General features: G+C 73.1%; 23 protein-coding genes. 15 read left to right on the top strand and 8 right to left on the bottom strand.

The features are described 5' to 3' along the window. Window positions 1-46 precede the first annotated feature (46 nt). Window positions 47-484 (bottom strand): DUF3052 domain-containing protein, encoded by a 438-nt coding sequence (locus tag ACWGKU_RS05360; protein ID WP_359913037.1) that lies wholly within the window; start codon window positions 482-484, stop codon window positions 47-49. Between the two features lie 516 nt (window positions 485-1,000). On the opposite strand from ACWGKU_RS05360, the gene aceE reads away from it, so the two are divergent. After that, window positions 1,001-3,751, top strand: a complete 2,751-nt coding sequence (gene aceE, locus ACWGKU_RS05355) for a pyruvate dehydrogenase (acetyl-transferring), homodimeric type (RefSeq protein WP_359913040.1) — start codon at window positions 1,001-1,003, stop codon at window positions 3,749-3,751. Between the two features lie 146 nt (window positions 3,752-3,897). Here aceE and ACWGKU_RS05350 read toward each other — a convergent pair whose 3' ends face one another. Next, the gene (locus tag ACWGKU_RS05350; RefSeq protein ID WP_452180674.1) at window positions 3,898-5,496 is read right to left on the bottom strand and encodes an MFS transporter; all 1,599 of its coding nucleotides are present in this window, start codon (window positions 5,494-5,496) and stop codon (window positions 3,898-3,900) included. 218 nt (window positions 5,497-5,714) lie between these two features. On the opposite strand from ACWGKU_RS05350, the gene ACWGKU_RS05345 reads away from it, so the two are divergent. The 7 genes from ACWGKU_RS05345 (at window position 5,715) to ACWGKU_RS05315 (ending at window position 12,962) form a co-directional block, all read left to right on the top strand. Then, window positions 5,715-6,401 (top strand): TetR/AcrR family transcriptional regulator, encoded by a 687-nt coding sequence (locus ACWGKU_RS05345; RefSeq protein ID WP_452180675.1) that lies wholly within the window; start codon window positions 5,715-5,717, stop codon window positions 6,399-6,401. A 116-nt stretch (window positions 6,402-6,517) separates the two neighbouring features. After that, on the top strand, window positions 6,518-7,831 hold the full coding sequence (locus tag ACWGKU_RS05340; protein WP_401055547.1) for a sensor histidine kinase: 1,314 nt from the start codon (window positions 6,518-6,520) through the stop codon (window positions 7,829-7,831). Continuing rightward, complete coding sequence (locus ACWGKU_RS05335) at window positions 7,828-8,502, top strand: response regulator transcription factor (protein WP_359913052.1); 675 nt, start codon at window positions 7,828-7,830, stop codon at window positions 8,500-8,502. The genes ACWGKU_RS05340 and ACWGKU_RS05335 overlap by 4 nt, the downstream gene beginning before the upstream one ends. Window positions 8,503-8,643: 141 nt before the next feature. Next, on the top strand, window positions 8,644-9,768 hold the full coding sequence (locus tag ACWGKU_RS05330; protein WP_452180676.1) for an alpha/beta hydrolase: 1,125 nt from the start codon (window positions 8,644-8,646) through the stop codon (window positions 9,766-9,768). 26 nt (window positions 9,769-9,794) lie between these two features. Further along, window positions 9,795-11,084, top strand: a complete 1,290-nt coding sequence (locus ACWGKU_RS05325; RefSeq protein ID WP_452180677.1) for an acyltransferase family protein — start codon at window positions 9,795-9,797, stop codon at window positions 11,082-11,084. 116 nt (window positions 11,085-11,200) lie between these two features. Beyond that, entirely contained in the window at window positions 11,201-11,536 is a 336-nt protein-coding gene (locus ACWGKU_RS05320; RefSeq protein ID WP_380358825.1) for an MmcQ/YjbR family DNA-binding protein, read from the top strand. A gap of 211 nt (window positions 11,537-11,747) precedes the next feature. After that, window positions 11,748-12,962: an alpha/beta hydrolase gene (locus tag ACWGKU_RS05315; RefSeq protein WP_452180678.1), complete on the top strand. Its 1,215-nt coding sequence runs from the start codon at window positions 11,748-11,750 to the stop codon at window positions 12,960-12,962. 17 nt (window positions 12,963-12,979) lie between these two features. On the opposite strand, the gene ACWGKU_RS05310 is transcribed toward ACWGKU_RS05315, so the two are convergent. After that, on the bottom strand, window positions 12,980-13,972 hold the full coding sequence (locus tag ACWGKU_RS05310; RefSeq protein ID WP_401055964.1) for a helix-turn-helix transcriptional regulator: 993 nt from the start codon (window positions 13,970-13,972) through the stop codon (window positions 12,980-12,982). A gap of 101 nt (window positions 13,973-14,073) precedes the next feature. Here ACWGKU_RS05310 and ACWGKU_RS05305 point away from each other — a divergent pair, with 101 nt between their 5' ends. After that, window positions 14,074-14,754, top strand: coding sequence for a TIGR03086 family metal-binding protein (locus tag ACWGKU_RS05305; RefSeq protein ID WP_452191346.1), 681 nt, complete (start codon window positions 14,074-14,076; stop codon window positions 14,752-14,754). On the opposite strand, the gene ACWGKU_RS05300 is transcribed toward ACWGKU_RS05305, so the two are convergent. Both ACWGKU_RS05300 and ACWGKU_RS05295 read right to left on the bottom strand, forming a co-directional pair. Continuing rightward, complete coding sequence (locus tag ACWGKU_RS05300; protein WP_452177037.1) at window positions 14,715-15,728, bottom strand: aldo/keto reductase; 1,014 nt, start codon at window positions 15,726-15,728, stop codon at window positions 14,715-14,717. The two genes, ACWGKU_RS05305 and ACWGKU_RS05300, sit on opposite strands and share 40 nt — an antisense overlap. Continuing rightward, complete coding sequence (locus ACWGKU_RS05295; RefSeq protein WP_452177038.1) at window positions 15,725-16,228, bottom strand: MerR family transcriptional regulator; 504 nt, start codon at window positions 16,226-16,228, stop codon at window positions 15,725-15,727. The genes ACWGKU_RS05300 and ACWGKU_RS05295 overlap by 4 nt, the downstream gene beginning before the upstream one ends. 134 nt (window positions 16,229-16,362) lie before the next feature. On the opposite strand from ACWGKU_RS05295, the gene ACWGKU_RS05290 reads away from it, so the two are divergent. Then, window positions 16,363-17,199: a serine hydrolase domain-containing protein gene (locus tag ACWGKU_RS05290; protein ID WP_452177039.1), complete on the top strand. Its 837-nt coding sequence runs from the start codon at window positions 16,363-16,365 to the stop codon at window positions 17,197-17,199. A gap of 4 nt (window positions 17,200-17,203) precedes the next feature. Here the strand turns inward: ACWGKU_RS05290 and ACWGKU_RS05285 are convergent, their stop codons facing one another. Then, window positions 17,204-17,980 carry a pirin family protein gene (locus ACWGKU_RS05285; protein WP_452177040.1) on the bottom strand — a complete coding sequence of 259 codons (777 nt, stop codon included), beginning with the start codon at window positions 17,978-17,980 and terminating at the stop codon, window positions 17,204-17,206. A 224-nt stretch (window positions 17,981-18,204) separates the two neighbouring features. Between ACWGKU_RS05285 and ACWGKU_RS05280 the strand changes: the two genes are divergently transcribed. From ACWGKU_RS05280 to fabF, 5 genes are all read left to right on the top strand, one after another. After that, a complete protein-coding gene (locus tag ACWGKU_RS05280; RefSeq protein WP_359913095.1) occupies window positions 18,205-19,401 on the top strand; it encodes a PucR family transcriptional regulator in 1,197 nt (398 codons plus the stop codon). Window positions 19,402-19,492: 91 nt separating this feature from the next. Next, window positions 19,493-20,443 carry an ACP S-malonyltransferase gene (locus ACWGKU_RS05275; protein ID WP_380630654.1) on the top strand — a complete coding sequence of 317 codons (951 nt, stop codon included), beginning with the start codon at window positions 19,493-19,495 and terminating at the stop codon, window positions 20,441-20,443. Continuing rightward, on the top strand, window positions 20,440-21,471 hold the full coding sequence (locus tag ACWGKU_RS05270; RefSeq protein WP_359913083.1) for a beta-ketoacyl-ACP synthase III: 1,032 nt from the start codon (window positions 20,440-20,442) through the stop codon (window positions 21,469-21,471). Before ACWGKU_RS05275 ends, ACWGKU_RS05270 begins: the two co-directional genes overlap by 4 nt. A gap of 75 nt (window positions 21,472-21,546) precedes the next feature. Next, on the top strand, window positions 21,547-21,786 hold the full coding sequence (locus ACWGKU_RS05265) for an acyl carrier protein (RefSeq protein WP_224283099.1): 240 nt from the start codon (window positions 21,547-21,549) through the stop codon (window positions 21,784-21,786). Between the two features lie 186 nt (window positions 21,787-21,972). After that, the gene (gene fabF, locus ACWGKU_RS05260) at window positions 21,973-23,238 is read left to right on the top strand and encodes a beta-ketoacyl-ACP synthase II (RefSeq protein WP_359913086.1); all 1,266 of its coding nucleotides are present in this window, start codon (window positions 21,973-21,975) and stop codon (window positions 23,236-23,238) included. 78 nt (window positions 23,239-23,316) lie between these two features. Here fabF and ACWGKU_RS05255 read toward each other — a convergent pair whose 3' ends face one another. Together ACWGKU_RS05255 and ACWGKU_RS05250 are read right to left on the bottom strand one after the other, a co-directional pair. After that, window positions 23,317-23,811, bottom strand: a complete 495-nt coding sequence (locus ACWGKU_RS05255) for a DUF3145 domain-containing protein (RefSeq protein WP_188296478.1) — start codon at window positions 23,809-23,811, stop codon at window positions 23,317-23,319. Window positions 23,812-24,173: 362 nt separating this feature from the next. Then, window positions 24,174-25,202 (bottom strand): NADP-dependent oxidoreductase, encoded by a 1,029-nt coding sequence (locus ACWGKU_RS05250; protein ID WP_452177041.1) that lies wholly within the window; start codon window positions 25,200-25,202, stop codon window positions 24,174-24,176. Window positions 25,203-25,301: the final 99 nt, after the last annotated feature.

The raw sequence follows: 25,301 nt of genomic DNA, 5'->3' as shown, positions 1-25,301 counted from the left end.
GAGGGATTCCTCCGGCGGGGCCCGCCCGATGTGCTTCAGAGACCACTCAGCGCTTGGCGCCCTTCGCCGTGGACTTGGTCGCGAGCCTGGTGGCCGCCCAGTCCTTGACGATGTTGATCGAGCTGGTCTGGGAGAGGCCCGCGGTCTTGGCCGCGTCGCTGATGTCGGAGGCCTCGATGTGGCCGTCCCGCCCGGTCTTGGGCGTCATCAGCCAGATCAGGCCGCCTTCAGCGAGGTACTCCAGCGCGTCGACGAGGGCGTCGGTGAGGTCCCCGTCGTCGTCGCGGTGCCACAGCAGAACGGCGTCGGCGACGTCGTCGTAGTCCTCGTCGACGAGATCCGTCCCGATGAGCTCCTCGATTCCCTCGCGGAGCTCCTGGTCAGTGTCGTCGTCGTACCCCAGCTCCTGGATGATCTGGCCCTCTTCGAAGCCGAGACGGGTCGCCGGGTTGGACTTGTCCGCGGGGTCCGCGGTCGCGCTCACGGGAATAACCTCCAGTATTCGGCCCGGCATCCATGCCGAGGCTGTGGCCGTAGTCCACACGGGCGCGGCGGTTCGCGCAAGTACCCGACCCCCGATCCCCTCCAAAGGTTGACGTGTCGCAGGGGGACACGCCGCGCGAGGTGGCGGGAATCACACCGATTTGCCCTTTTCTGCATGGTCCAAGGATGCTTCGGGTGGTCCCGGCCCACAGGCCGTACGCACGCCCGAGATGCGAACGGCATTCGGGTCCGCGCGTGCGCGGGCGTAGAGTCTCCTGTTGGCCCTCACCCCGGCCGCCCGCCATCGGGCGGACGGGACACCAGGTCGGACCACCTCTTTTCGTAACACCCGGGGGTGTGCGGAGCGGACGAAGACGCCCGCACCGCACGCCGCCAGACCGGGCCGCCCGCCGGGCGGACCGGTTACCGATCGGTAGAGATGACGGATCTCCGAGCGCGGTAGCACGATGGAGGCGGCGCGACACACCTCAGTTTCGACCGACAGTGAAGGAACAGCGTGGCTTCCGGATCCGATCGCAACCCGATCATCATTGGCGGCCTTCCGAGTCAGGTCCCGGACTTCGATCCCGAGGAGACCGCGGAATGGCTGGAGTCGCTCGATGCGGCCATCGACGAGCGGGGGCGTGAGCGTGCCCGTTACCTGATGCTGCGGCTGATCGAGCGCGCCCGCGAGAAGCGTGTCGCCGTGCCCGAGATGCGCAGCACGGACTACGTCAACACCATCGCGACCAAGGACGAACCGTTCTTCCCCGGCAACGAGGAGATCGAGCGGAAGATCCTCAACGCGACCCGGTGGAACGCGGCCGTCATGGTCTCCCGGGCGCAGCGCCCGGGCATCGGCGTCGGTGGCCACATCGCCACCTTCGCCTCCTCCGCGTCTCTGTACGACGTCGGCTTCAACTACTTCTTCCGCGGCAAGGACGGCGAGGGCGAGTCCGGCGACCAGGTCTTCTTCCAGGGCCACGCCTCCCCCGGCATCTACGCCCGCGCCTTCCTGCTGGACCGGCTCACCGAGCAGCAGCTCGACGCGTTCCGCCAGGAGAAGTCGAAGGCCCCGTACGGCCTCTCCAGCTACCCGCACCCGCGGCTGATGCCGGACTTCTGGGAGTTCCCGACCGTCTCGATGGGCCTCGGCCCGCTCGGCGCGATCTACCAGGCCCGGATGAACCGCTACCTGGAGCACCGCGGGATCAAGGACACCTCCGACTCGCAGGTCTACGCCTTCCTCGGCGACGGCGAGATGGACGAGCCCGAGTCGCTCGGCCAGCTGTCGCTGGCCGCCCGCGAGGGCCTGGACAACCTGACCTTCGTGGTCAACTGCAACCTGCAGCGCCTGGACGGCCCGGTCCGCGGCAACGGCAAGATCATCCAGGAGCTGGAGTCCCAGTTCCGGGGCGCCGGCTGGAACGTGATCAAGCTGGTCTGGGACCGCAGCTGGGACCCGCTGCTCGCGCAGGACCGCGACGGCGTCCTGGTCAACAAGCTGAACACCACGGTGGACGGCCAGTTCCAGACCTACGCCACCGAGACCGGCCAGTACATCCGCGAGCACTTCTTCGGCGGCGACCTGCGCCTGCGCGCCATGGTCGAGAACATGACCGACCAGCAGATCCAGCACCTGGGTCGCGGCGGCCACGACCACAAGAAGATCTACGCGGCGTTCAAGGCGGCCCGCGAGCACAAGGGCCAGCCGACGGTCATCCTCGCCCAGACGGTCAAGGGCTGGACGCTGGGCCCCAACTTCGAGGGCCGCAACGCCACCCACCAGATGAAGAAGCTGACGGTCGAGGACCTGAAGCGCTTCCGCGACCGGCTGCACCTGCCGATCACCGACAAGCAGCTGGAGGAGGGCTACCCGCCCTACTACCACCCGGGTCGCGACTCGGAGGAGATCCAGTACATGCACGACCGCCGGGAGGAGCTGGGCGGCTACGTGCCGACCCGCAAGGTCCGCCCGCGGAAGCTGGAGCTGCCCGGCGACGACGCGTACAAGGCGGTCAAGAAGGGTTCCGGCAACCAGACCATCGCCACCACCATGGCGTTCGTCCGGGTGCTCAAGGACCTCATGCGGGACAAGGGCATCGGCAACCGCTTCGTGCCGATCGCGCCGGACGAGTACCGCACCTTCGGCATGGACTCGCTCTTCCCGTCGGCGAAGATCTACAACCCGCTCGGCCAGACCTACGAGTCGGTCGACCGGGACCTCCTCCTCGCCTACAAGGAGTCGCCGACCGGCCAGATGCTGCACGACGGCATCTCCGAGGCGGGCTGCACCGCCTCGCTGATCGCCGCCGGCTCGTCCTACGCCACCCACGGCGAGCCGCTGATCCCGGTGTACGTCTTCTACTCGATGTTCGGGTTCCAGCGCACCGGCGACCAGTTCTGGCAGATGGCCGACCAGCTGGCCCGCGGCTTCGTGATCGGCGCCACCGCCGGCCGCACCACGCTGACCGGTGAGGGCCTGCAGCACGCCGACGGCCACTCGCACCTGCTGGCCTCGACCAACCCGGGTGTCGTCGCGTACGACCCGGCGTACGGCTTCGAGATCGCGCACATCGTCCAGGACGGTCTGCGGCGGATGTACGGCTCCAGCGCCGAGCACCCGCACGGCGAGGACGTGTTCTACTACATGACCGTCTACAACGAGCCGATCAAGATGCCGGCCGAGCCCGAGAACGTGGACGTCGAGGGCATCCTCAAGGGTCTGCACAAGTACGCGCCGGGCACCGCCGGCCAGATCCCTGCCCAGATCCTCGCCTCCGGCGTGGCCGTGCCGTGGGCCCTGGAGGCCCAGCGCATCCTCGCCGAGGAGTGGAACGTCAAGGCCGACGTCTGGTCCGCGACCTCCTGGAACGAGCTGCGCCGCGACGCGGTGGAGGCCGAGGAGTTCAACCTGCTGCACCCCGAGGAGCAGCAGCGCGTGCCGTACGTCACCCAGAAGCTCCAGGGCGCCGAGGGCCCGGTCGTCGCGGTGTCCGACTGGATGCGCGCGGTGCCGGACCAGATCGCCCGCTGGGTGCCGGGTCAGTACCAGTCGCTGGGCGCCGACGGCTTCGGCTTCGCCGACACCCGTGGCGCGGCCCGTCGCTTCTTCCACATCGACGCGCAGTCGGTCGTCCTGGGGGTGCTCACCGAGCTCGCCAAGCAGGGCAAGATCGACCGCTCGGCGCTGAAGGACGCGATCGACCGCTACCAGCTGCTGGACGTGGCCGCGGCCGACCCGGGTGCCGCCGGCGGCGAGGCCTGATCAGCCCGTAGGCACTGAGGGGCCGGACTCCCGTCGGGGGTCCGGCCCTTCGGCGTTCGCCGTGGCGCGGCCCTCCGTTCGGTCCCCGGAACAGCACGACGGCCCCGGACTCCGACGAGTCCGGGGCCGTGGCGCGGCGGGGCCGGTCAGATGTGCACGGCCGGGCCCGCGTCGGTGGCGCCGCGGCGGGTGAGCAGGCCGAGCACGGCGGCGCCGAAGGCCACCACGGCGGCCACCGCGAAGGCCAGCGACATGCCGCTGACGAAGGACTCGTGGACGGCGCCGGCCATCGCGTCCACCGCCTGCTGCGGGGTGCCGGCCGGGGCCGGCGGGGCGATGCCCAGCTGGGCGGCCTGCTTGAGGCCCTCGCCCGCCTCGCCCTCCACCGGCGGCAGACCGGCCTTGGCCCAGTTGCCCGGCAGGACGTCGCCGACCTTGGCGGCCATCAGCGCGCCCAGCACCGCGGTGCCGAGGCTGCCGCCGACCTGCATCGCGGCCTGCTGGAGGCCGCCGGCCACGCCGGACAGCTCCAGCGGGGCGTTGCCGACGATCACCTCGGTGGCGCCGACCATGACCGGGCTGATGCCCAGGCCCATCAGGACGAACCAGAGCGACATCACGCCGTTGCCGGAGCCGGTGTCCAGGGTGGACATGCCGAACATCGCGGTGGTGGTGATCAGCATGCCGGCCACGATCGGGATGCGCGGGCCCAGCTTGCCGATCGCCAGGCCGGCCAGCGGCGAGCCGATGATCATCATGCCGGTCATCGGCAGCAGGTGGACGCCGGCCTCGACCGGCTTCATCCCGTGCACGTTCTGGAGGTAGAAGGTCACGAAGAAGATCGCACCGAAGAACGCGAAGGCCATCAGCACCATCAGCAGGACGCCCGCCGACAGCGGCACCGAGCGGAACAGGCCGAGCGGGATCAGCGGCTCGCGGGCCTTGCCCTGCCAGAGCGCGAACAGCACCATCAGGACCACCGCGCCGATCAGGAACAGCAGTGTCCGCCCGTCGCCCCAGCCCCACTCGGGGGCCTTGATGATGCCGAAGACCAGCGCGAACATGCCCACCGAGAGCAGCGCGATGCCGGGCAGGTCGAAGGACTTGGCGGCGTTCTCGGCCCGGACGTCCTTGAGGATCCACACGCCCAGCGCCAGCGCGACCAGGCCGACCGGGATGTTGATGAAGAACACCGATTCCCAGTTGACGTGCTCGACCAGCAGGCCGCCGACGATCGGTCCGGCCGCGGTGGAGGCGCCGATCACGCCGCCCCAGATGCCGATCGCCATGTTGAGCTTCTCGGCCGGGAAGGCCCCGCGCAGCAGGCCCAGCGCGGCCGGCTGGAGCAGCGCGCCGAACAGGCCCTGGAGCACCCGGAAGGCGATCACGGTCTGGATGTTGCCGGCGAAGCCGATCGCGGCCGAGGTGACGGCGAAGCCCGCCGCGCCGACCAGGAAGGTGGACTTGTGGCCGAAGCGGTCACCGATCTTGCCGGCGGTGATCAGGAAGACCGCCAGGGCCAGCAGGTAGCCACTGGTGACCCACTGGATCTCGGAGGGCGCCGCGTGCAGCTTCTCCTGGATCACCGGGTTGGCGATGGCGACGATCGTGCCGTCCAGCGCGACCATCATGACGCCGACCGCGACGGTCAGCAGGGTCAGCCAGGGGTGTCCCTTGAGACCGCCCCCCGACGGTGGGTTCGGCGGCGCGTCCGCCTCGGAGTTCTTCACGACGGACTGACTCATCTGGGCCCTCCGGGGGCGTGGCTCGGTGCGGGACATGGGCGTGGCGCCCCGGCCCACCCGTCCCCACAGGTGCCCCGGCCCGACGGGCGCCACCCCGGCAGATTATGTCAGCCTCTGACATTCGGCAAACAGTGACTTCTGACCATCACTGCCATTTGTCAGAGCGCTAAAGTTGTGGTCCCACCCGCCACACCCCAGCGCTCCGGAAGGCCCCCGCCATGGCCGCTCACACCCCCCGCACCACCGGCACCCCGGCGGGCCCCGAACGCGCGCCGGGCCTGCGCGAGCGCAAGAAGCAGCAGACCCGCTACGCCCTGATCCAGGCCGCCCACCTGCTCTTCCTCAGGCAGGGCTTCGCCCACACGACCGTCGACGAGATCGCCTCCGCCGTCGACGTCTCCCAGCGCACCTTCTTCCGCTACTTCGCCAACAAGGACGAGGTCGCGCTCGCCGTGATGGCCGTGGCCGAGGACTACTTCATCGAGTGCCTGCGCCACCGCCCGGCCGAGGAGGCCCCGCTCCAGGCCCTGCGCGCCGCGATCGTCAAGGCCTGGCGCGACCTCGGCAGCGAGGAGTCCGCCGGCCCCGGTTCGATCCACAGCGCCCTGGAGCTCATGCGGATGATCGAGGAGACGCCCCCGCTGCTCGCCGCCCACCTGCGCCGGGTCACCGAACAGGAGCGCCTGGTGGTCCAGGTGCTCGCCGAACGCGAGGGCCTGGACCCGGCCGAGGACCTGCGCCCCGCCGTGCTCGCCGCCGTCTTCGGCAGCCTGCTGCGCGCGGCCCACCTGTCCTGGAGCGCCGAGCACGCACCGGCCGGCCCCGAGGGCATGGTCGCGGTGATCGAGCGCTACTTCGACCAGCTCGGCCCGGCCCTGGCCGGCCACTGGCGCAGCCCCGCGTAGCACCCGGCGCCGCACCCGGGTCATACCGGGGTATCACCCGGTACCCCGGTAGCCCCGCGGAAGTTCGCGCTCCAGTGCGACGACCCGCACGGCCCGCCCTCCTAGGCTGGCCCACGATGAAAACGCCCACCAAAGCCGACGCCCGCGCGTTCGCACTGCGCCAACTGCGCGCCCTGCGGCACCACCTGACCACCCCGAGCGAGGACGAGACCCCGCTGCTCGGCGACTCCCGGCGGCGCTGGGTGCGCCGACTGCCGTACATCGTCGTGATCGCCCTGCAGGGCTCGCTGATCCCCACCGGGATCGCCAACCTGGTCAGTTTCTACGACCTGGTGCTGCCGGTGGCCGCCGCGCTCACCATCGCCCAGACCACGCCGCTGTTCCTCGCCGTCACCCGGCCGCTGACCGCCTGGTGGATCAGCGCCGCCGCCATGGTCGCCACCGCCAGTATCACCGCCCGCCACCACCAGCTGATGGGCAGTTGGCCGTGGACGGCCCCGATGATCATCGCCTACGTCTTCCTGCTGCTCGCGCTCGCGCTGCGGGAGAGCCGGGCCACCGTGGTCTCGGTCTGGGTGGCCACCGTCCTGCTCACCGCGCTCACCACCACCCTCGGCCTGCCCCGCTCCGGCGACGGCACCACCGTGCTGCTGATCGCACTCAGCGGCGCCGCGCTGCTGCTCGGCTGGGCCGTCCGGGACCGCGCCGTGGCCCGCCGGCTGCTCACCGAGCAGGAGCACATCAGCGAGGCCGAACGCGAACGCCGCACCCTGCTGGAGGAACGCGCCCGGATCGCACGGGAGTTGCACGACGTGGTGGCGCACCACATGTCGGTCATCGCGGTGCAGGCGGCCAGCGCGCCGTACCGGATCACCGGGGTGCCGGACGAGGCCGCCGAGGAGTTCACCGCGATAGCCGGCACCGCCCGCGAGTCGCTGGCCGAGATGCGCCGACTGCTCGGCGTGCTGCGCAGCGAGGAGTCCGGCGGGGAGAAGGCACCGCAGCCCGGGGTCGGCCAACTCGCCCAGCTGGTCGAGACGGTGGGCCGGGCCGGGGTGCCGGCCGAGCTGACGGTGGAGCCGGACCTGGTGGACCTGGTGCCGCAGGCCGTCGGCCTGTCCACGTACCGGATCGTGCAGGAGGCGCTGGCCAACGTGGTGCGGCACGCCCCCGGCGCGCGGACCTGGGTGTCGCTGACCGCGGACGGCCCGGCGCTGCTGGTGACGGTGGTCAACGCGCCCCCACCGGAGCACACCGAGTCGCTGGAGGCCTCGGCCGAGGGCACCGGGCAGGGGCTGGTCGGAATGCGTGAACGCGTCCGGCTGGTCGATGGCAGGCTGGACACCGGCCCGCTGCCGGACGGCGGCTTCAAGGTGGCCGCCGTCCTGCCCCTCGACCGTCCAGACACCCCCCGGGAGACCACCGCATGACCATCCGCGTGATCATCGTCGACGACCAGGCCATGGTGCGCGCGGGCTTCGCGGCCCTGCTCAACGCCCAGAGCGACATCGACGTGGTGGGGGACGCGGCGGACGGCGCCCAGGCCCTGGAGGTCAACGGCCGCACCCACCCGGACCTGGTGCTGATGGACGTCCGGATGCCCGTCATGGACGGCCTGGAGGCGGCCCGGCGGCTGCTCGACCCGGCCGTGCCGGGCGCCCACCGGCCCAAGGTGCTGATGCTGACCACCTTCGACGTGGACGACTACGTGTACGAGGCGCTGCGCGCCGGGGCCAGCGGCTTCCTGCTCAAGGACGCCCCGCCGGCCGACCTGATCGCCGCGGTCCGGGTGGTCGCGGCCGGCGAGGCGCTCCTCGCCCCCTCGGTGACCCGCCGGCTGATCGAGGACTTCGCCCGCACCCGCCCGGCCAAGCGCCACGACCCCAAGGTGCGGCTCAACGGCCTGACCCCGCGCGAGACCGAAGTGCTGGAGCTGATCGCCCGCGGCCTGTCCAACCAGGAGATAGCCGCCAAGCTGGTGCTCGCCGAGCAGACCGTCAAGACGCACATCGGGCGCATCCTCGCCAAGCTCGGCCTGCGCGACCGCGCCCAGGCGGTCGTCCTGGCCTACGAGTCCGGCCTGGTGACCCCGGGTCAGTAGCGGCTGACCCCTCTGATACCCGGGTAGCACCCGGGAGTTGGCCCCGCGGTGTGACGTCCGCGGGGCCGTCGCGTTCCTACCTTCCTCCCCATCGGACGCCGAACGGATTCGGCGGCCGAACGGACGAGGGAGGGCAAGGACATGCGCAGGTTTCGGGCCGGACGGGCGATCGCCGCCACCGCGGTGGCGCTGGCGGTCGTACTCGGCGCGGGCGGCTGGGCCGCCGACACCCAGACCCCGGTCACCGGCCCGCCGCCCGGCAGCGCCGCCTGGACGGCCGACTCCTCGCTCGGCCGGCGGCTGCCCGACCCGGCCACCACCACCCCGGCCGGCATCGCCGCGTTCTTCGCCGAGCTGACCCCGGCCGCGCAGGACGCCCTGGCCGTCCGGCACCCGCTGGTGGTCGGCAACCTGGACGGCGCCCCGGTCGCCCTCCGCTACCGGGCCAACGCCCTGGCCCTGACCGCCGAGCGCACCCGCGAACTCGCCCGGGCCACCGACCCCGCCCTCACCCCGCAGGACCACGAGGCCGCCCGCACCCGCGCCGAGCGCTACCGCGCCCTGCTGGACGGCGGCCGGCGGATCCTCGCCTTCGACCCGCGCGGCCGCGGCCAGGTCGCCGAGGTGTACGGCGACCTCGCCACCGCCCGCCGCACCGCCGTGATCGTCCCCGGCTCGGACATCGACCTGCTCCGCTTCGACCGCACGTCCGGCCCGTACGGCACCCCCGCCGGCATGGCCCGCGCGCTCCTGGACGCCACCGACGGGCGGACCGCCGTGATCGCCTGGGCCGGCTACACCACCCCGCTCGGCCTCGGCCCGGACGCCGCCACCGAGGACCTGGCCCGGGCCGGCGCCCCCCGCCTCACCCGGCTGCTCGACGGACTCGCCGTCACCACCCGCCCGCAGGCCCCGCCCACCGTGTTCTGCCACAGCTACGGCTCGGTCGTCTGCGGCCTGGCCCGCCCCACCCCCGCGCAGGCCTCCGGCGTGGTGGTGCTCGGCTCGCCCGGCATGGGCATCGGCTCGGCCGCCGACCTCGACCCGGGCGTCCCGCTCTGGGCCACCGCCCGCAACGACTCCGACTGGATCGGCGACGTGCCCAACGTCCGGCTGTTCGGCCTCGGCCACGGCGCCGACCCGACCGCCCCCGGCTTCGGCGCCCGCCCGCTGCCCGCCACCGGATCCCGCGGCCACGACGGCTACTTCGCCCCCGGCACCGCCTCCCTCGCCGCCTACGCCGCCGTCGCGCTCGGCCGCGCCTGACCGCCCGCACCGGAAGGAGCACCACCATGGCCAGCACCCTCGCCCCCCGGCCCCGCACCGCGGAGCCCCGCACCCCCCGGCCCCGCACGCCCCGGCCGCTCACCGCGCTGCGCCGCGCCGCCGCGCGGGTCGACGCGAAGACCCCGGCCCACCGCGACCGCGCCCTGGACGGGCTGCGCGCCCTCGCCCTGCTCGCCGTACCGGTCGGCCACTGGATGCTCGGCGGCCTCACCCGCTCCCCCGACGGCGCCCTGCACAACACCAGCCCGCTCTCCACCCTCGGCTTCTTCGCCCCGCTCAGCTGGGTGCTCCAGATGCTCGGGGTGTTCTTCCTGGTCGGCGGCCACTCCTCGGTCCGCTCACTGGAGCGGGCCCGGGCCAGGGGCGTGACGTACGGCGGCTGGCTGCGGGCCCGTACCGTCCGGCTGCTGCGCCCGGTGCTCGGGGTGACGGCCGTCTGGGCGGCGCTGATCCCGCTGCTGCCCGCGCTCGGCGTCCCCGCGGACACCCTGCGCACCGGTGCCACCCTGGTGGTGCAGCCGCTCTGGTACATCGGGGTCTACCTGGGGCTGACCGCGCTCACCCCGCTCTGCGTGGCCGCCGGGCGCCGGCTGGGCGGCTGGTCGGCGGGCCTGCTGGTGGCCTCGGTCGCCGCCGTCGACCTGCTGCGCTACGGGCCGTGGGCCGGGGCGGTGCCGTCCTGGGTCGCGCTGCTGAACATCCTGCCGGGCTGGCTGTTCGGCTACCAGCTGGGCGTGCTCTGGGCGCAGGGCCGGCTCGGCCGCCCGGCGGCCCGGTTGCTGCTGCTCGGCGGCGGCGCGCTGTTCGCCGCGCTGCTGCTGGTCTTCCACTACCCGGCCAGCATGGTCGGCGTGCCCGGGGCCGAGCGCACCAACTCGCACCCGCCGTCCCTGCTGGTGCTCGCCCTGGCGGCGTTCCAGTGCGGCGCCGCGGTGCTGCTGCGGGAGCGGCTGGGCCGGCTGCTGACACGGCGTCCGCTGCTCTGGCTGCCGGTCGTGGTGGTCAACCTGTCGGCGATGACCATCTTCTGCTGGCACCAGAGCGCGATGCTCGCGGTCGCCGTGCCGGGCGCGGCCGGCCTGGGCGCCGTCCCGGGGCTGACCACCGCGCCGGACTCGCTCGGCTGGGTGGCCGCCAGGCTGGCGCTGCTGCCGCTGTTCGCCGCCGTGCTGGTGGCGCTCGGATGGTTCACCCGCCGGTTCGACGGCCCGTGGACGGCCTTCTCCCGGGGCGGCAAGGCGGTGGCCGGCGCCGCGGCGGCGCTCTTCGCGGCGTACGCGCTGGGCGTGGTGTGACGGCCCACCGGGTGCGGGCCGCTCCGGGCGGCGGAGCACGGCGTGCCGCAGGGGCGCGGGCCGATCGGTCCGCGCCCCTGCGGCGCGCTGTCGGTGTCCTGCCCTACCCTGCCGCCATGGTGACGTTCGACGAGTTCCGCACGATGGCGCTGGCCCTGCCGGAAGCCGCCCAGGAGCCGACCTGGGACATCGAGACGCTGCGGGTCCGCGGCCGGATCTTCGCGATGGGCGCGCCCGACGGGGACCGGGTCACCGTCAAGGCCTCCCCCGAGGACCAGGCCGAACTGCTCGCCGCCGAACCCGAGGTGTTCTCCTCCGCCCCGTACGTCGGACGGCACGGCTGGGTGAGCGTCCGGCTGGACCTGGTGGACCGGGACGAGCTGCACGACCTCGTCACCGAGGCCTGGCGGCGGACGGCGCCGAAGCGCCTGGTACGCGAGTTCGACGCCTGAACGGGGCCCTGTCGAACGGCCGCACGGGCCACCGTCCGAACCACTGGGAGACGTAGCGCGGACACCCCGGGTTCATGTGATCCATCCCACAGTTTAGGCGTTCCCGTCCTCCCTTCGGGCCCCCTAGGCTTGCGCAGGGAAGTCAGCAGAGCTATCGCACCCTCCGGGCACCGCCCGCGAAACGGTGACGGGCCCCAAGGGAGTTGGTGCGGTGCGCAACCGTCGGCGCTGGAAGCGGGTACTGATCGGGGCGTTCGCCGGCTGCGCGGTGCTCGCCGACGCCGGAGGCGCCGCCGCCGCGGCCGCGGTCTCCTCCGAACAGCTGGCGATCTCCACGCCTCCGGCCGGCAGCGCCGCCTGGGTCCAGGACCACTCCTTCGGCCACTCCCTGCCCGACCCGGCCACCACCACCCCGGCCGCCGCCGCGGCGTTCTTCGCCTCACTCGCGCCCACCGAACTGGACCGGCTGATCCAGCAGTACCCGCTGGTCGTCGGCAACTACGACGGCGCCCCGCTGGACCTGCGCTACCGCGCCAACAGGATCGCCCTGGCCGCCGAGCGCGACCGGGCCCTGGCCCGCGCCGCCGACCGCGAACTGGACTCCGACACCCGCGCGCTGGCCGTCTCCCGCGCCAACGACGTCGAGCACCTGCTCGCCCCCGACCGGCAGGTCCTGGCCTTCGACCCGCGCGGCCGCGGCCTGGTCAGTGAGGTGTGGGGCGACCTCGCCGACGCCGAGCGGATCTCCGTGCTCGTCCCCGGCTCGGACGCCGACCTCGGCCACCACGACCAGGCCGCCGAGCCGCTGCGCTCCCCGGCCGGCATGGCCCGCGCCCTCTACGCCGAGGAACGGCGCCAGGCGCCGAACACCCGGACCGCCGTGATCTCCTGGACCGGCTACGTCACCCCCTCCGGCCTCGGCCCGGACGCCGCCACCTCCCGGCTCGCCGACGTCGCCGCCCCCCGGCTGGAGCGGTTGCTCTCCGGGCTGAAGGAGACCACCCGGCCGGATGCGCCGCCGTCGCTGCTCTGCCACTCGTACGGCTCGGTGGTCTGCGGCACCGCCGCCCCGGAGATCCCGCGCGCGGCGTCCTCACCGTCCGACACCTCCGGCATCACCGACCTGGTGGTCTTCGGCAGCCCCGGCATGGGCGTGCAGAGCACCACCGAACTGGGCGCCGGCGTGCACGTCTGGGCCACCCGCAACCCCAGCGACTGGATCGGCAACGTGCCGTTCCTGGAGGTCGGCGGACTCGGCCACGGTGCCGACCCGGCGGCGAGCGGCTTCGGCTCCGAGCAGATCTCCTCGGCCCGCGCGGCCGGCCACAACGGCTACTTCACCGAGGGCACCGACAGCCTGCGCAACTTCGCGGCGATCTCGCTCGGCCGCTACCAGGACGTGGTCCGGGCCAACCCCGGCTCCTGAGGCCCGCCCCCGGGGGCTCAGGACGGCTGGTCCTGGTACAGCCGCAGGGCGTCCGCCGCCGCCCTGGCCAGCTCGCGCCGGGCGGCCGGCGGGACCAGCACCTCGACGTCCGCGCCGAAGGCCAGCAGCGACCGGACGGCCGCCGGGGCCGGGAAGGCCATCGCCACCTCGGCCCACTCCTCGGGCGGCCCGGCGCCCGCCTCCGGCGGCGGCGCGGTGACCCGGCCGCCGTGGATGCGCAGGAACATGTCCAGCCGTCCGCGCCGGACCCGCACCCGCACCGGCAGGTCCTTCGGCAGCCGCTCCACCTGCTCGCGCAGCACCGCCCAAACGTCACCGAGCCCGACCCCGGCCCGGCGCCGCACCGTCTCCTCGGTGGTGTCGGCGGCCAGCACCCGGTCGGCCCGGAACAGCCTCGGCTCGCCGTGCAGATCGGCCACCAGGTACCAGACCGCCGCCTTGCTCACCAGCCCGTACGGGTCGACGGTGTACTCCACCGGCGCGGGCGTGCCGCCGTGCCGGTAGCGCAGCCGCAGCCGCCGGTCGGCGAAGACGGCGTACTGCAGCTCGCCGAGGTCCGGCCCGGCGGCGGGGCCGACCGCGCCGGGGGTCTGCATCCAGCGGGCCGGGTCGACCAGGATCCGCTCGCTGATCCGCTCGGCGGCCGGCCGGTGCGGGGCCGGCAGCGCCGCCATCACCTTGCGCAGCGCCGAACCGAGCGCCCCGTCCAGCCCGAGGTCGCTGTGCGCGCCCTGGGCGGAGAGCACGAACAGCGCCCTGGCCTCGTCCGCGGTCAGGCCCGTGACGTCGGTGCGGTAGCCGGGCAGCAGGCCGATGCCGCCGTGCCGCCCGCGCTCGGTGAACACCGGCACCCCGGCGGCGGAGAGCGACTCGACGTCGCGGTAGATGGTGCGGACGGACACCTCCAGCCGCTCGGCGAGTTCGGTGGCGGACACCCGGCCGCGGGTCTGGAGCAGCAGCAGGATCGAGAGCAGGCGGTCGGCCTTCATGCCCCAAGAATCCCAGTAATCCTGACGGCAGTTGTCAGGTTTTACTGGGAAATTGCGTTCCGAGCCCGAAAGACCACCCGACACCAGGGAGTTGAGCGCCGATGACCGCCGTCCAGGATGCCCGCCCGCAGTACCTGACCGCCCTCGACCAGCTGGAGAAGCTGTTCGCCACGATCACCCCGGCCGACCTCGACCGGCCCACCCCCTGTACCGAGTTCACCCTGCGTCAGCTGCTGAACCACGTGGTCGGCGGCATCCACCGGTTCGCGTACATGGGCGAGGGCGGCCGCGCCGAGGACGTCGTGGCCGCCGTCGAGGACCCCTCGGACGAGGGCTGGCCGGCCGCGCTGGGCCGGGCCCGCGCCCGGGTCACCGCCGCCTGGGCGGACGACGCCAAGCTCGGCCGCCCGACCGTCGCCCCCTGGGGCGAGGTGCCCGGCGCGGCGGCGGTGGCCGGCTACCTGATGGAGCTGGTGACCCACTCCGGGGACATCGCCGGGAGCCTCGGCAACGGCTTCGCCCTGGACGACGACCTGGCGCGGACCGCGCTGGCCGTCGCCGAGTTCGTGCTGCCGGCCGAACAGCGGGTGCCGGGGGTCCCGTTCGCCGCCGTCCGGCCGGTCGCCGAGGACGCCGACGTGCACACCCGGCTGGCCGCCTGGATGGGCGGTCCGGTATCAACCCGGCACCGGCCCGGCGGCCCGGGGGGCCCGCACCGGCACCCCCCGGGCCGCCGGTCCCGCTACTCGCGCGCCGCCGAGGTGGAGCTCATGTCCGCGTAGCGGTTCCCCGCCACCCGGCCGGCCACCGGCTCCAGCAGCGCCAGCTCCTCGGCGGTCAGCCGCAGCGTCGCCGCCGCGGTGTTCTCGGCGAGCCGGCCGCGCCTGCGGGTGCCCGGGATCGGCACGACGGCCAGCCCGTGCACCTCGGCCCGCTGGTGCACCCAGGCCAGTGCGACCTGGGCGAGCGTCACGCCGCGGGCCGCCGCGATCTTCCGCAGCGGGTCCAGCAGTTCGCCGTTGGCGGCCGCGTTGTCGCCGGTGTAGCGCGGGTGGGAACGGCGGTAGTCGTCCGCCGAGAGCTCCTTGGCGTCCTGGAAGGCGCCGGTCAGGAAGCCCCGCCCGAGCGGCGAGTACGGCACGAAGGCGACGCCCAGCTCCGCCGCGGCCGGGACCGCCGTGCGCTCGACGTCGCGGGCGAACACCGACCACTCGGACTGGAGCGCGGCGATCGGGTGGATCGCGTGCGCCTCGCGCAGCTCCGCCCCGGTCACCTCGGACAGGCCGAGGTGGCGCACCTTGCCGGCCCGCACCAGCTCGGCCATGGCACCGACCGAGTCGGCCAGCGGCACGGCCGGGTCGCGGCGGTGCATGTAGTACAGGTCGATCACGTCCGTGCCGAGGCGGCGCAGCGAGGCGTCCACCGCGGTCCGGATGTACGCCGGGTCGTTGCTGATGCCGCGGACCGCGCCGTCCTCCTCGGAGCGCACGATGGAGAACTTGGTGGCGAGCACCACCTGGTCCCGGTTGGCCCGGACGAAGGGGCCGATCAGCTCCTCGTTGCGGCCGGAGCCGTACATGTCGGCGGTGTCGAAGAGGGTGACACCGGTCGCCAGCGCGGCGTCCAGGGTGGCGAGCGCCTCGCCGGTGTCGGTGGGGCCGTAGAACTCGCTCATGCCCATGCAGCCGAGGCCCTGGACGCCCACCAGCGGGCCGCCGGTGCCGAGTTCGACGGCGGGAAGGACGGTCTGAGTCATGCGCTCTGCTCTTCCTCTCCATGGATGTTCTGGCACTTGGCCGGGATTCCGGCGCCACCGGCGACCTTCCCGGCATAGAGATCGATCTTGTAGTCGAGGACGGCGAGGGTGGCCCGGAGGTCCACGATCCGCTGTCGGACCTCCTCGCGCTGGGCCTCCAGGAGCAGCCGCCGCTCCCCGTAGGTCTGCTCGCCCTGGCGGGCCATGTCCACGTACTTGAGCATGTCCGCCACCGACATGCCGGTCAGCCGCAGCCGGCCCAGGAAGGCCAGCCGGTGCAGATCGGCGTCGGAGTAGCGGCGCTGGCCGCCCGCCGCCCGGTCGACCGGGTCCAGCAGACCGATCCGCTCGTACCAGCGCAGGGTGTGGGTGGTCAGCCCGCTCGCCGCGGCGACCTCGCTGATGGTGTGCCTCGGCCTCGGGTCCGGATCCCCGACGGGGCGGCTGAACACCTCGGAGCAGCTGCGCAGGTCGATCTCGATGCGTGCGGGTGCGGCCATCGCTCGTTTTCCCCCTGTCCTGTACGACGTGAACGACGCTACCGAGTTGGAGTGCACTCCAAGCAAGCCCGACACCCGGGTGGCTCCACCACCACCTTCTCCGCGGAATTTCCCGGCGACTACAGTCGGATCCCATGGAGAGCTTGCGGATGATCGAGAACTGGCCGGTGCCCCATGCCGCGGCGGCGGTGGTCCGGGGGGCGGACGGCGCGGTCCTGGGCGCGCACGGGCCGCAGCAGCACCTGTTCCCGCTCGCCTCGGTGACCAAGCTGCTCACCTCGTACGCGGCGCTGGTCGCCGTCGAGGAGGGCGTGTTCGAGCTGGACGACCCGGCCGGTCCGGCCGGCTCGACCGTCCGCCACCTGCTCGCGCACACCTCCGGACTGGGCTTCGACGAGCACCGGGTGTTCGCCGAGCCCGGCAACCGCCGGCTCTACTCCAACGCGGGCTTCGACGTGCTGGCCCGGACGCTGTCCGAGGCCGCCGGGATCGAGTTCTCCCGCTACGCCGCCGAGGCGGTGTTCGAGCCGCTGGGCATGACGGACACCCTGATCAACACCGCGCACAAGTCCCCGGCCGGCGCCGGCGGCCTGTCCACCGTCGCCGACCTCGCCCGGTTCGCCGCCGAGCTGCAGGCACCCAAGCTGCTGGACCCGTCCACGCTCCGGCAGGCCACCCGCGAGGTCGCCTTCCCCGGCGCCGGCGGCGTGCTGCCCGGCTACGGCCACCAGCGCCCGAACGACTGGGGCCTCGGCTTCGAGATCCGCGACGGCAAGAGCCCGCACTGGACCGGCGCCGCCAACTCCCCCGGAACCTTCGGGCACTTCGGCCAGTCCGGCACCTTCCTGTGGGTCGACCCGCGGGCCGGCGCCGCCTGCGTCGCGCTCACCGACCGGGACTTCGGGCCGTGGGCGGTCGAGGCCTGGCCGGCCTTCTCCGACGCGGTGCTCGAAGAACTCCCGAAGCGCTGAGCCGCTAACCGTAGGAGACCGGCGAGTGCATCTCCCAGAGCAGGAGTTCGGCGCCGGTCTCCCCCGCCGCCGGGTCGGCGAAGGCCTCGCCGGTGATCCGCACACTGTCGCCCGGAACCATCGAGCGGCCGCCGCCCTTGGGCCCCGGGACGGTCCGGTAGCCCAGCGAGCCGGCGGTCAGGTGGGCGTACCGCCAGGGCGCCCCGGGCAGTAGCGGCAGCGGCTGCCACGGCCCGGCGGTGGCCAGCCAGAGCGCGGCGTCGCCGCGGCGCAGCCGCAGGGCGTCCGTCCCGGCGTCGCGCTCCAGCCCGGAGGCGAGCAGCGTCAACCCGCCGTCCGCCGGTTCCACCTTGCGCAGGCCGTAGGCGGGGGGCGCGTCGAACTCGTCCGGCTGGAGCCACATCTGGACGAAGCGGACCGGCCCGGTGGCGCCGCCGACGTTGCGCTCGGTGTGGCTGACCCCGGAACCGGCGCTGAGGTGCTGGACCATCCCGGGTCGGACCACCCCGCTGTGGCCGTAAGAATCGCGGTGGGCGAGCGCGCCCTCCAGCACCCAGGTGAGGATCTCGGTGTCGCGGTGCTTGTGCTCCTCGAATCCGGCGCCGGGGGCGAGGAGTTCCTCGTTGCACGCGAGCAGCGCCCCGAAGTGGGTGTTCTTCGGGTCGTAGTGGCCGGAGAAGGAGAACGCGTGCCTGGTCTCGACGCCCTCGGCCGGGACGGAGCGGTAGCGCTCGGCGGTGCGGCGCAGGTCGGCACGGGGGCGGTCGGGGGCTTCGGTCACGCCCCCACCGTAGTGGCTGGGCCCGCGGTGTGACTCCTGCCACCGCGCCACCGTGCCGGGGGGGTGTGCACGAGCAGTCACTCGCGTGAGGCAGTCTTGTCCTTGTGCCAGCCGCCTCCGCGAACTCCAAGAGCGAACCCAGTCCCAGCCCCGCACCCGACCCCGCCGGAAAGGGCCCGGCCCCCCGGTCGGCCCGTGACCGCCCCGGCCGTGCGGCGCCCCGCCTGACCGCCCAGGAGCGCAGAAACGCCGCCGAACGCGCCGAGCGCCGGGCGGCGACGCTCAAGCGGCTGGAGAAGTCCTCCGGCAAGCTGGCCACCGCCGCGATCTCGCGGATGGACGACCAGCTCGGCTGGTACCGGCGGATGCCGCCGGAGCACCGCTCCTGGATCGGCCTGGTGGCCCAGGCCGGCATCGCCGCCTTCACCGAGTGGTACCGCCACCCCGACACCGCCCAGGCGATCTCCACCGACGTCTTCGGCACCGCTCCGCGCGAACTGACCAGGGCGATCACCCTGCGCCAGACCGTCGAGCTGATCCGCACCACGATCGAGGTGATGGAGGAGGCCATCGAGGAGGTGGCCGCCCCCGGCGACGAGGCGGACATGCGCGAGTCGGTGCTGGTCTACGCCCGGGAGATCGCCTTCGCGACCGCCCAGGTGTACGCCCAGGCCGCCGAGGCACGCGGCGCCTGGGACGCCCGGCTGGAGGCACTGGTGGTCAACTCGCTGCTGTCCGGCGACGCCGACGAGGGCGTGCTCTCCCGCGCCGCCGCACTCGGCTGGGGCCAGCCCAGCCAGGTCCGGGTGGTGATGGGCAGCGCGCCGGACGGCGACAGCGAGCTGGTGGTCGAGGCGATCCGCCGGGCCGCCCGGTACGCCAAGCTGAACGTGCTGACCGGGGTGCTGGGCAAGCGCCTGGTGGTCGTGGTCGGCGGCGAGAAGGAGCCGGTGCACGCGGCCCGGGCGCTGATCGGCCAGTTCGCGCCGGGCCCGGTGGTGGTCGGCCCGACCGTGCCCGACCTGCTCTCCGCGACCCGCTCGGCCCACGCCGCCGCGGCCGGCCTGCGGGCCTGCGCCGCCTGGCCGGACGCCCCCCGCCCGGTGCTGGCCGACGACCTGCTGCCCGAGCGGGCGCTGGCCGGCGACCAGGCCGCGCGCCGTCAGCTGGTGGAGGAGATCTACACACCGCTGGACGAGGCCGGGTCCGCCCTGCTGGAGACCCTGAGCGTCTACCTGGAGCAGGCCTCCTCGCTGGAGGGCGCGGCCCGGATGCTCTTTGTCCACCCCAACACGGTGCGCTACCGGCTGCGACGTGTGACTGACGTCACGGGGTACGCCCCCTCCGACGTACGTTCGGCGTTCACCCTGCGGATCGCACTGGCCCTCGGCCGGTTGGGCGCCGTCGGGGAGCCCGGCTGAGCCGGAGTGTAGGAACCGCACAATCAGGGATGGTTTTCTTCGTTACCGTCGCCTACCCGCCCCTGGGCGCCTGGCGAGAGAGGGTTGAACCGTGCTCGTAATCGTCGCCCCTGGACAGGGTGCTCAGTCCCCCGGTTTCCTCAGCCCCTGGCTGGAGCTCGACGGCGTCGCCGACCGCCTGCGCGGCTGGTCGGAGGTCGCCGGGCTCGACCTGGTGCACGCCGGTACCGAGGCGTCCGCCGAGGAGATCAAGGACACCGCCGTCGCCCAGCCGCTGCTGGTCGCGGCAGGTCTGGTGACCGCCCGGGAGCTGTTCCCGGACGAGGACGCCGCCCGCAAGCTGGTCGGCGCCGTGGCCGGTCACAGCGTCGGTGAGATCACCGCCGCCGCCGGCGCCGGGGTGCTCGGCGCCCACGACGCGCTGACCTTCGTGCGTGAGCGCGGCCGGGCCATGGCCGAGGCCGCCGCCGTCACCGAGACCGGCATGCTCGCCGTGCTCGGCGGCGAGCCGGAGGAGGTCGCGGCGAAGCTGGCCGAGCACGGTCTGACCGCGGCCAACAACAACGGCGGCGGCCAGATCGTCGCCGCCGGCACGCTGGACCAGCTGGAGGCGCTGAAGGCGGACCCGCCGGCCCGCGCCAAGCTGATCGCCCTCAAGGTGGCCGGCGCCTTCCACACCGAGCACATGGCCCCGGGCGTCGAGCGGCTGGCCCAGCTGGCCCCGACGCTGACCGCGGCCGACCCGCTGGTCCGCTACGTCTCCAACAGGGACGGCGCGGTCGTGGACACCGGTGCCGAGGTGCTCGCGCGCCTGGTCTCGCAGGTCTCCAACCCCGTCCGCTGGGACCTCTGCATGGAGACCCTCGGGCAGCTGGGTGCGACGGCCGTGATCGAGCTGTCCCCCGCCGGCACCCTCACGGGGCTGCTCAAGCGCAACCTCAAGGGTGTGGCCACGCTCGCCCTCAAGACCCCCGCCGATCTGGACAAGGCCCGCGAGCTCGTTGCGGAGCACGGCGGTCAGGAGCAGGAGACCCAGGCATGACCAAGCCCCAGATCCGTCCGGTGAGCGGCGCGCAGTACTCGCGCATCCTCGGCGTCGGCGGCTACCGCCCGGTCCGGGTGATCCCCAACTCCGAGGTCCTGGAGTGGATCGACTCCTCGGACGAGTGGATCCGCACCCGCAGCGGGATCGCCGAGCGCCGCTGGGCCGGCCCGGAGGAGTCCGTCGCCGAGATGTCGGTCCAGGCGGCCGGCAAGGCCATCGCCCAGGCCGGGATCTCCGCCGAGCAGATCGGCGGCGTGATCGTCTCGACCGTCTCGCACCTCAAGCAGACCCCCGCGATCGCCACCGAGATCTCCGAGCGGCTCGGCTGCGGCAACGCCCCGGCCTTCGACATCTCGGCCGCCTGTGCCGGCTTCGGCTACGGCCTTGGCCTGGCCGACGGCATGATCCGCGGCGGCAACGCCGACTACGTGCTGGTCATCGGCGTCGAGCGGCTCAGCGACCTGACCGACCAGTCGGACCGCTCCACCGCCTTCATCTTCGGTGACGGCGCCGGCGCCGCGATCGTCGGCCCGTCGGACACCCCCGGCATCGGCAAGCTGATCTGGGGCTCGGACGGCTCGCAGGCCGACCTCATCACCCAGACCCAGGCCTGGGACACCGCCTTCGCCAAGTCCGACGCGATCAACGGCGCGGGCGAGGAGACCAAGTGGCCGGCCCTGAGGATGGACGGCCAGCCGGTCTTCCGCTGGGCGGTCTGGGAGATGGCCAAGGTGGCCCAGCAGGCGCTGGACGCCGCCGGGATCACCGCCGACCAGCTCGGCGCGTTCATCCCCCACCAGGCCAACATGCGGATCACGGATGCCATGATCAAGGCGCTCAAGCTGCCGGAGTCGGTACCCGTCGCCCGCGACATCGCCGAGACCGGCAACACTTCCGCGGCCTCCATCCCGCTGGCGATGGAACGCATGCTGGAGAGCGGTGAGGCCCACAGCGGGGACCTGGCCCTGATCATCGGGTTCGGGGCGGGTCTCGTGTACGCCGCAGCAGTCGTTACTCTCCCCTAGGCGCATTCGCCCAATTCACAAGCCTGTGTCCGGCCGCCGGCCGGACACGCTCAACACCGTAGAGGAGCAGCCAGTATGGCTACCCAGGAAGAGGTCCTGGAAGGTCTCGCCGAGATCGTCAACGAGATCGCCGGCATCCCGACCGAGGACGTCCAGCTCGACAAGTCCTTCACCGACGACCTGGACGTCGACTCGCTGTCCATGGTCGAGGTCGTCGTGGCCGCCGAGGAGCGCTTCGACGTCAAGATCCCGGACGACGAGGTCAAGAACCTGAAGACCGTCGGCGACGCGGTGAACTACATCCTCAACGCCTGATCGATCGACCAGTTCGACTCGGCCAGCCCGTCCGGCGTCCCGTACGCCGGCGAAGGCTGACCGGTCGGCCGGGCTCATCGAGCCTGGCCGACCCCGCCGGCCGGGACGCCCCCACACGGGGCGCCCGGCCGGGCCCTTCCTCGGCACGCCGCCGACCCCCCGCACACGTGAGAGAAGAAGAAACCAGTGACCGCTGAAAACCGCACCGTGGTCGTCACGGGTATCGGCGCCTTCACGCCGCTGGGCGCCGACGCCGCCAGCACCTGGGAGAACCTGGTCGCCGGTCGGTCCGGCGTGGCGGCCCTGACCGAGGAGTGGGCCGAGGACCTGCCGGTGAAGATCGCGGCGAGGACCGCCGTCGAGCCGGGCGAGATCCTGCCCCGCCCGCTGGCCCGCAAGCTGGACCGCTCGGCCCAGTTCGCGCTGATCGCCGCCCGCGAGGCCTGGGCCGACGCCGGCTACGAGACCCCCGCCACCGACGAGTCCTCCAAGCTCGCCCCCGAGCGCCTGGGCGCCGTGATCGCCTCCGGCATCGGCGGCGTGACCACGCTCCTCGACCAGTACGACGTGCTGAAGGAGAAGGGCGCCCGCAAGGTCTCCCCGCACACCGTCCCGATGCTGATGCCCAACTCCCCGGCGGCCAACGTCGGTCTGGAGGTCGGCGCTCGCGCGGGCGTGCACACCCCCGTCTCCGCCTGTGCCTCCGGCGCCGAGGCGATCGGCTACGCGATCGAGATGATCCGTACCGGCCGCGCCGACGTCGTGGTGGCCGGCGGCACCGAGGCGGCGATCCACCCGCTGCCGATCGCCGCGTTCGCCAACATGATGGCGATGTCGAAGAAGAACGACGACCCCCAGCGCGCGTCCCGCCCCTACGACAAGGCCCGCGACGGCTTCGTGCTGGGCGAGGGTGCCGGCGTGGTCGTGCTGGAGTCGGTCGAGCACGCCGAGGCGCGCGGCGCCCGGATCTACTGCGAGGCCGTGGGCCAGGGCCTGTCCTCGGACGCCCACCACATCGCCCAGCCCGAGCCGACCGGCGCCGGCGTGGCCCGCGCGCTGGCCGACCTGTTCGAGCGCAACGAGCTGGACAAGGCCGAGATCGTGCACGTCAACGCGCACGCCACCTCGACCCCGCAGGGCGACACCGCCGAGCTGAAGGCGCTGCGCAAGGAGCTGGGCGACGACCTCGACCACATCGCGGTCTCGGCCACCAAGTCGATGACCGGCCACCTGCTGGGCGGCGCCGGCGGCATCGAGACCGTCGCCACCGTGCTGGCCCTGTACCACCGGATCGCCCCGCCGACCATCAACGTGGACGAGCTGGACGACGACGTGGACGCCGACATCGTCCGTGACGAGGCCCGCAAGCTGCCCGAGGGCCGGATCGCCGCGCTGAACAACTCGTTCGGCTTCGGCGGCCACAACGTGGTGCTGGCCTTCCGCACCCGCTGACGCCCGTGACGAAGGGGCCGGCGCTCTCCTTGAGCGCCGGCCCCTTCGTCGTGCCTGCCCGGTCCGTGCGGGGCGGCCTCAGACCACCTGGTGCAGCCAGCGCACCGGCGCGCCCTCGCCCGCGTACCGGAACGGCTCCAGCTCGTCGTCCCAGGGCTTGCCGAGCAGCCGGGCGATCTCGGCCTCCAGATCGGCCCCCTCGCTGCGGGCGCGCAGCAGGACGGCGCGCAACCGGTCCTCGGGGATCAGGATGTCGCCGTGGATGCCCGTGACGGCGTGGAAGATGCCGAGCGAGGGCGTGCTGCTGTACCGCTCCCCCTCCGCCGTGGCGCAGGGCTCGCTGGTCACCTCGTACCGCATCAGCTGCCAGCCGCGCAGCGCGGAGGCGAGCTTCGAAGCCGTACCGGGCTCCCCCTGCCAGGAGAGCTCGGCACGCCAATGCCCGGGTGCGGCCGGCTGGCGGATCCAGTCCAGGCTCACCCGCACACCGAGCACCCCCGCGACGGCCCACTCGACGTGCGGGCACAGCGCGCGGGGCGCGGAGTGGATGTACAGAACTCCACGTGTCGTCACCGGGACCTCCAGGCTGTGGACGAGGGTCGCCTTCCCCAGCTGCCTCGTGCCTGCAGTTGATCCGCAGTTACTCACGTTAGCCGACATTAAGCTACTAAATTGAGCAAAACGGACAGGCTTTCGCTCAATGCTAGTCGAATCCTCAACGAGGTCCACCCCTCGGCCGGATCTCTCCCCCGAACGGCCCCATCGCCGGCGGGACCACCGTACCGCGCGGCGCCACAGGATGGATGACGCACTTTCGGATCCGGCCGGAATGCGGTAGTGCGGCCGCGACGCCCGCGCCCGAGCGCGCACCGCCGATGCCCGACCGCCCCGCCGCCCGGTGCGGGCGACGGGGCGGTCGGTGACCTGACGGAGCGTCAGCCGTCCAGGCGGACGACCATCTTGCCGGTGTTGACGCCGCGCAGCAGATCGAGGAAGGCCTCGGCGGCGTTCTCGAAACCGTCCACCACGGTCTCCTCGGTGCGCAGTTCACCGGACTTCAGCCAGCCGGCCACCTCCGCGACGAACTGCGGCTGGAGCCCGGCGTGGTCGCCCACCAGCATGCCCTCCAGGCGCAGCCGCTTGCCGATGGCGAGCGCGAGGTTGCGCGGGGCGGCGGGTGCGGCGGTGTCGTTGTACTGGGCGATGGCACCGCAGAGCACCGCGCGGCCGTGCACGTTCAGCGCGCCGATCGCGGCCTCCAGGTGGTCGCCGCCGACGTTGTCGAAGTAGAGGTCGATGCCGTCCGGGGCGGCCTCGGCGAGCTGCTCGGCGACCGGGGCGTCCTTGTAGTTGAAGGCCGCGTCGAAGCCGTACTCCTCCACCAGCCTGGCCACCTTCTGCGCCGAGCCGGCCGAACCGACCACCAGCGAGGCGCCCTTGAGCCTGGCGATCTGGCCGACCAGCGAGCCGACCGCGCCGGCCGCGCCGGAGACGAAGACCTTGTCGCCCTCCTTCAGGGCGCCGACGGCGAGCAGGCCGGCGTAGGCGGTCAGGCCGGGCATGCCGAGCACGCCGAGGTAGGCGGAGAGCGGGGCGGCGGCCGGGTCGACCTTGACCGCGCGCCCGGCGTCCAGGGTCGCGTACTCGCGCCAGCCGAGCCCGTGCAGCACCGCGTCGCCCGGGGCGAAGCCCTCGGCCCCGGAGGCGACGACGTAGCCGACCGCACCGCCGTCCATGGCCCGGCCCAGCTGGAACGGCGGGACGTACGACTTCACGTCGTTCATCCGGCCCCTCATGTACGGGTCCACCGAGAGGTAGGCGTTGCGGACCAGGATCTCGCCCGGGCCGGGGGCCCGGACCGGGGCCTCGACCAGGGCGAAGTCGGTCGGCACCGGCCAGCCCTGCGGGCGGGCGGCGAGGTGCCATTCACGGGCGGTCGCGGGGGCGGCGGCCTGCTCTGCCATCGGGGGCGCTCCTTGCGGTTCGGCTGCGGGTTCAGGTGTGGTTCAGGTGCGGTTTCGACACCTGAAAGGTTGAGCAACTGAAGTAACGATGGGCATGAA

The organism is Kitasatospora sp. NPDC054768 (genome assembly GCF_053612025.1).
Note: the sequence above shows the minus strand (reverse complement) of the source record. Positions and strands in the feature narration are given on the sequence as shown.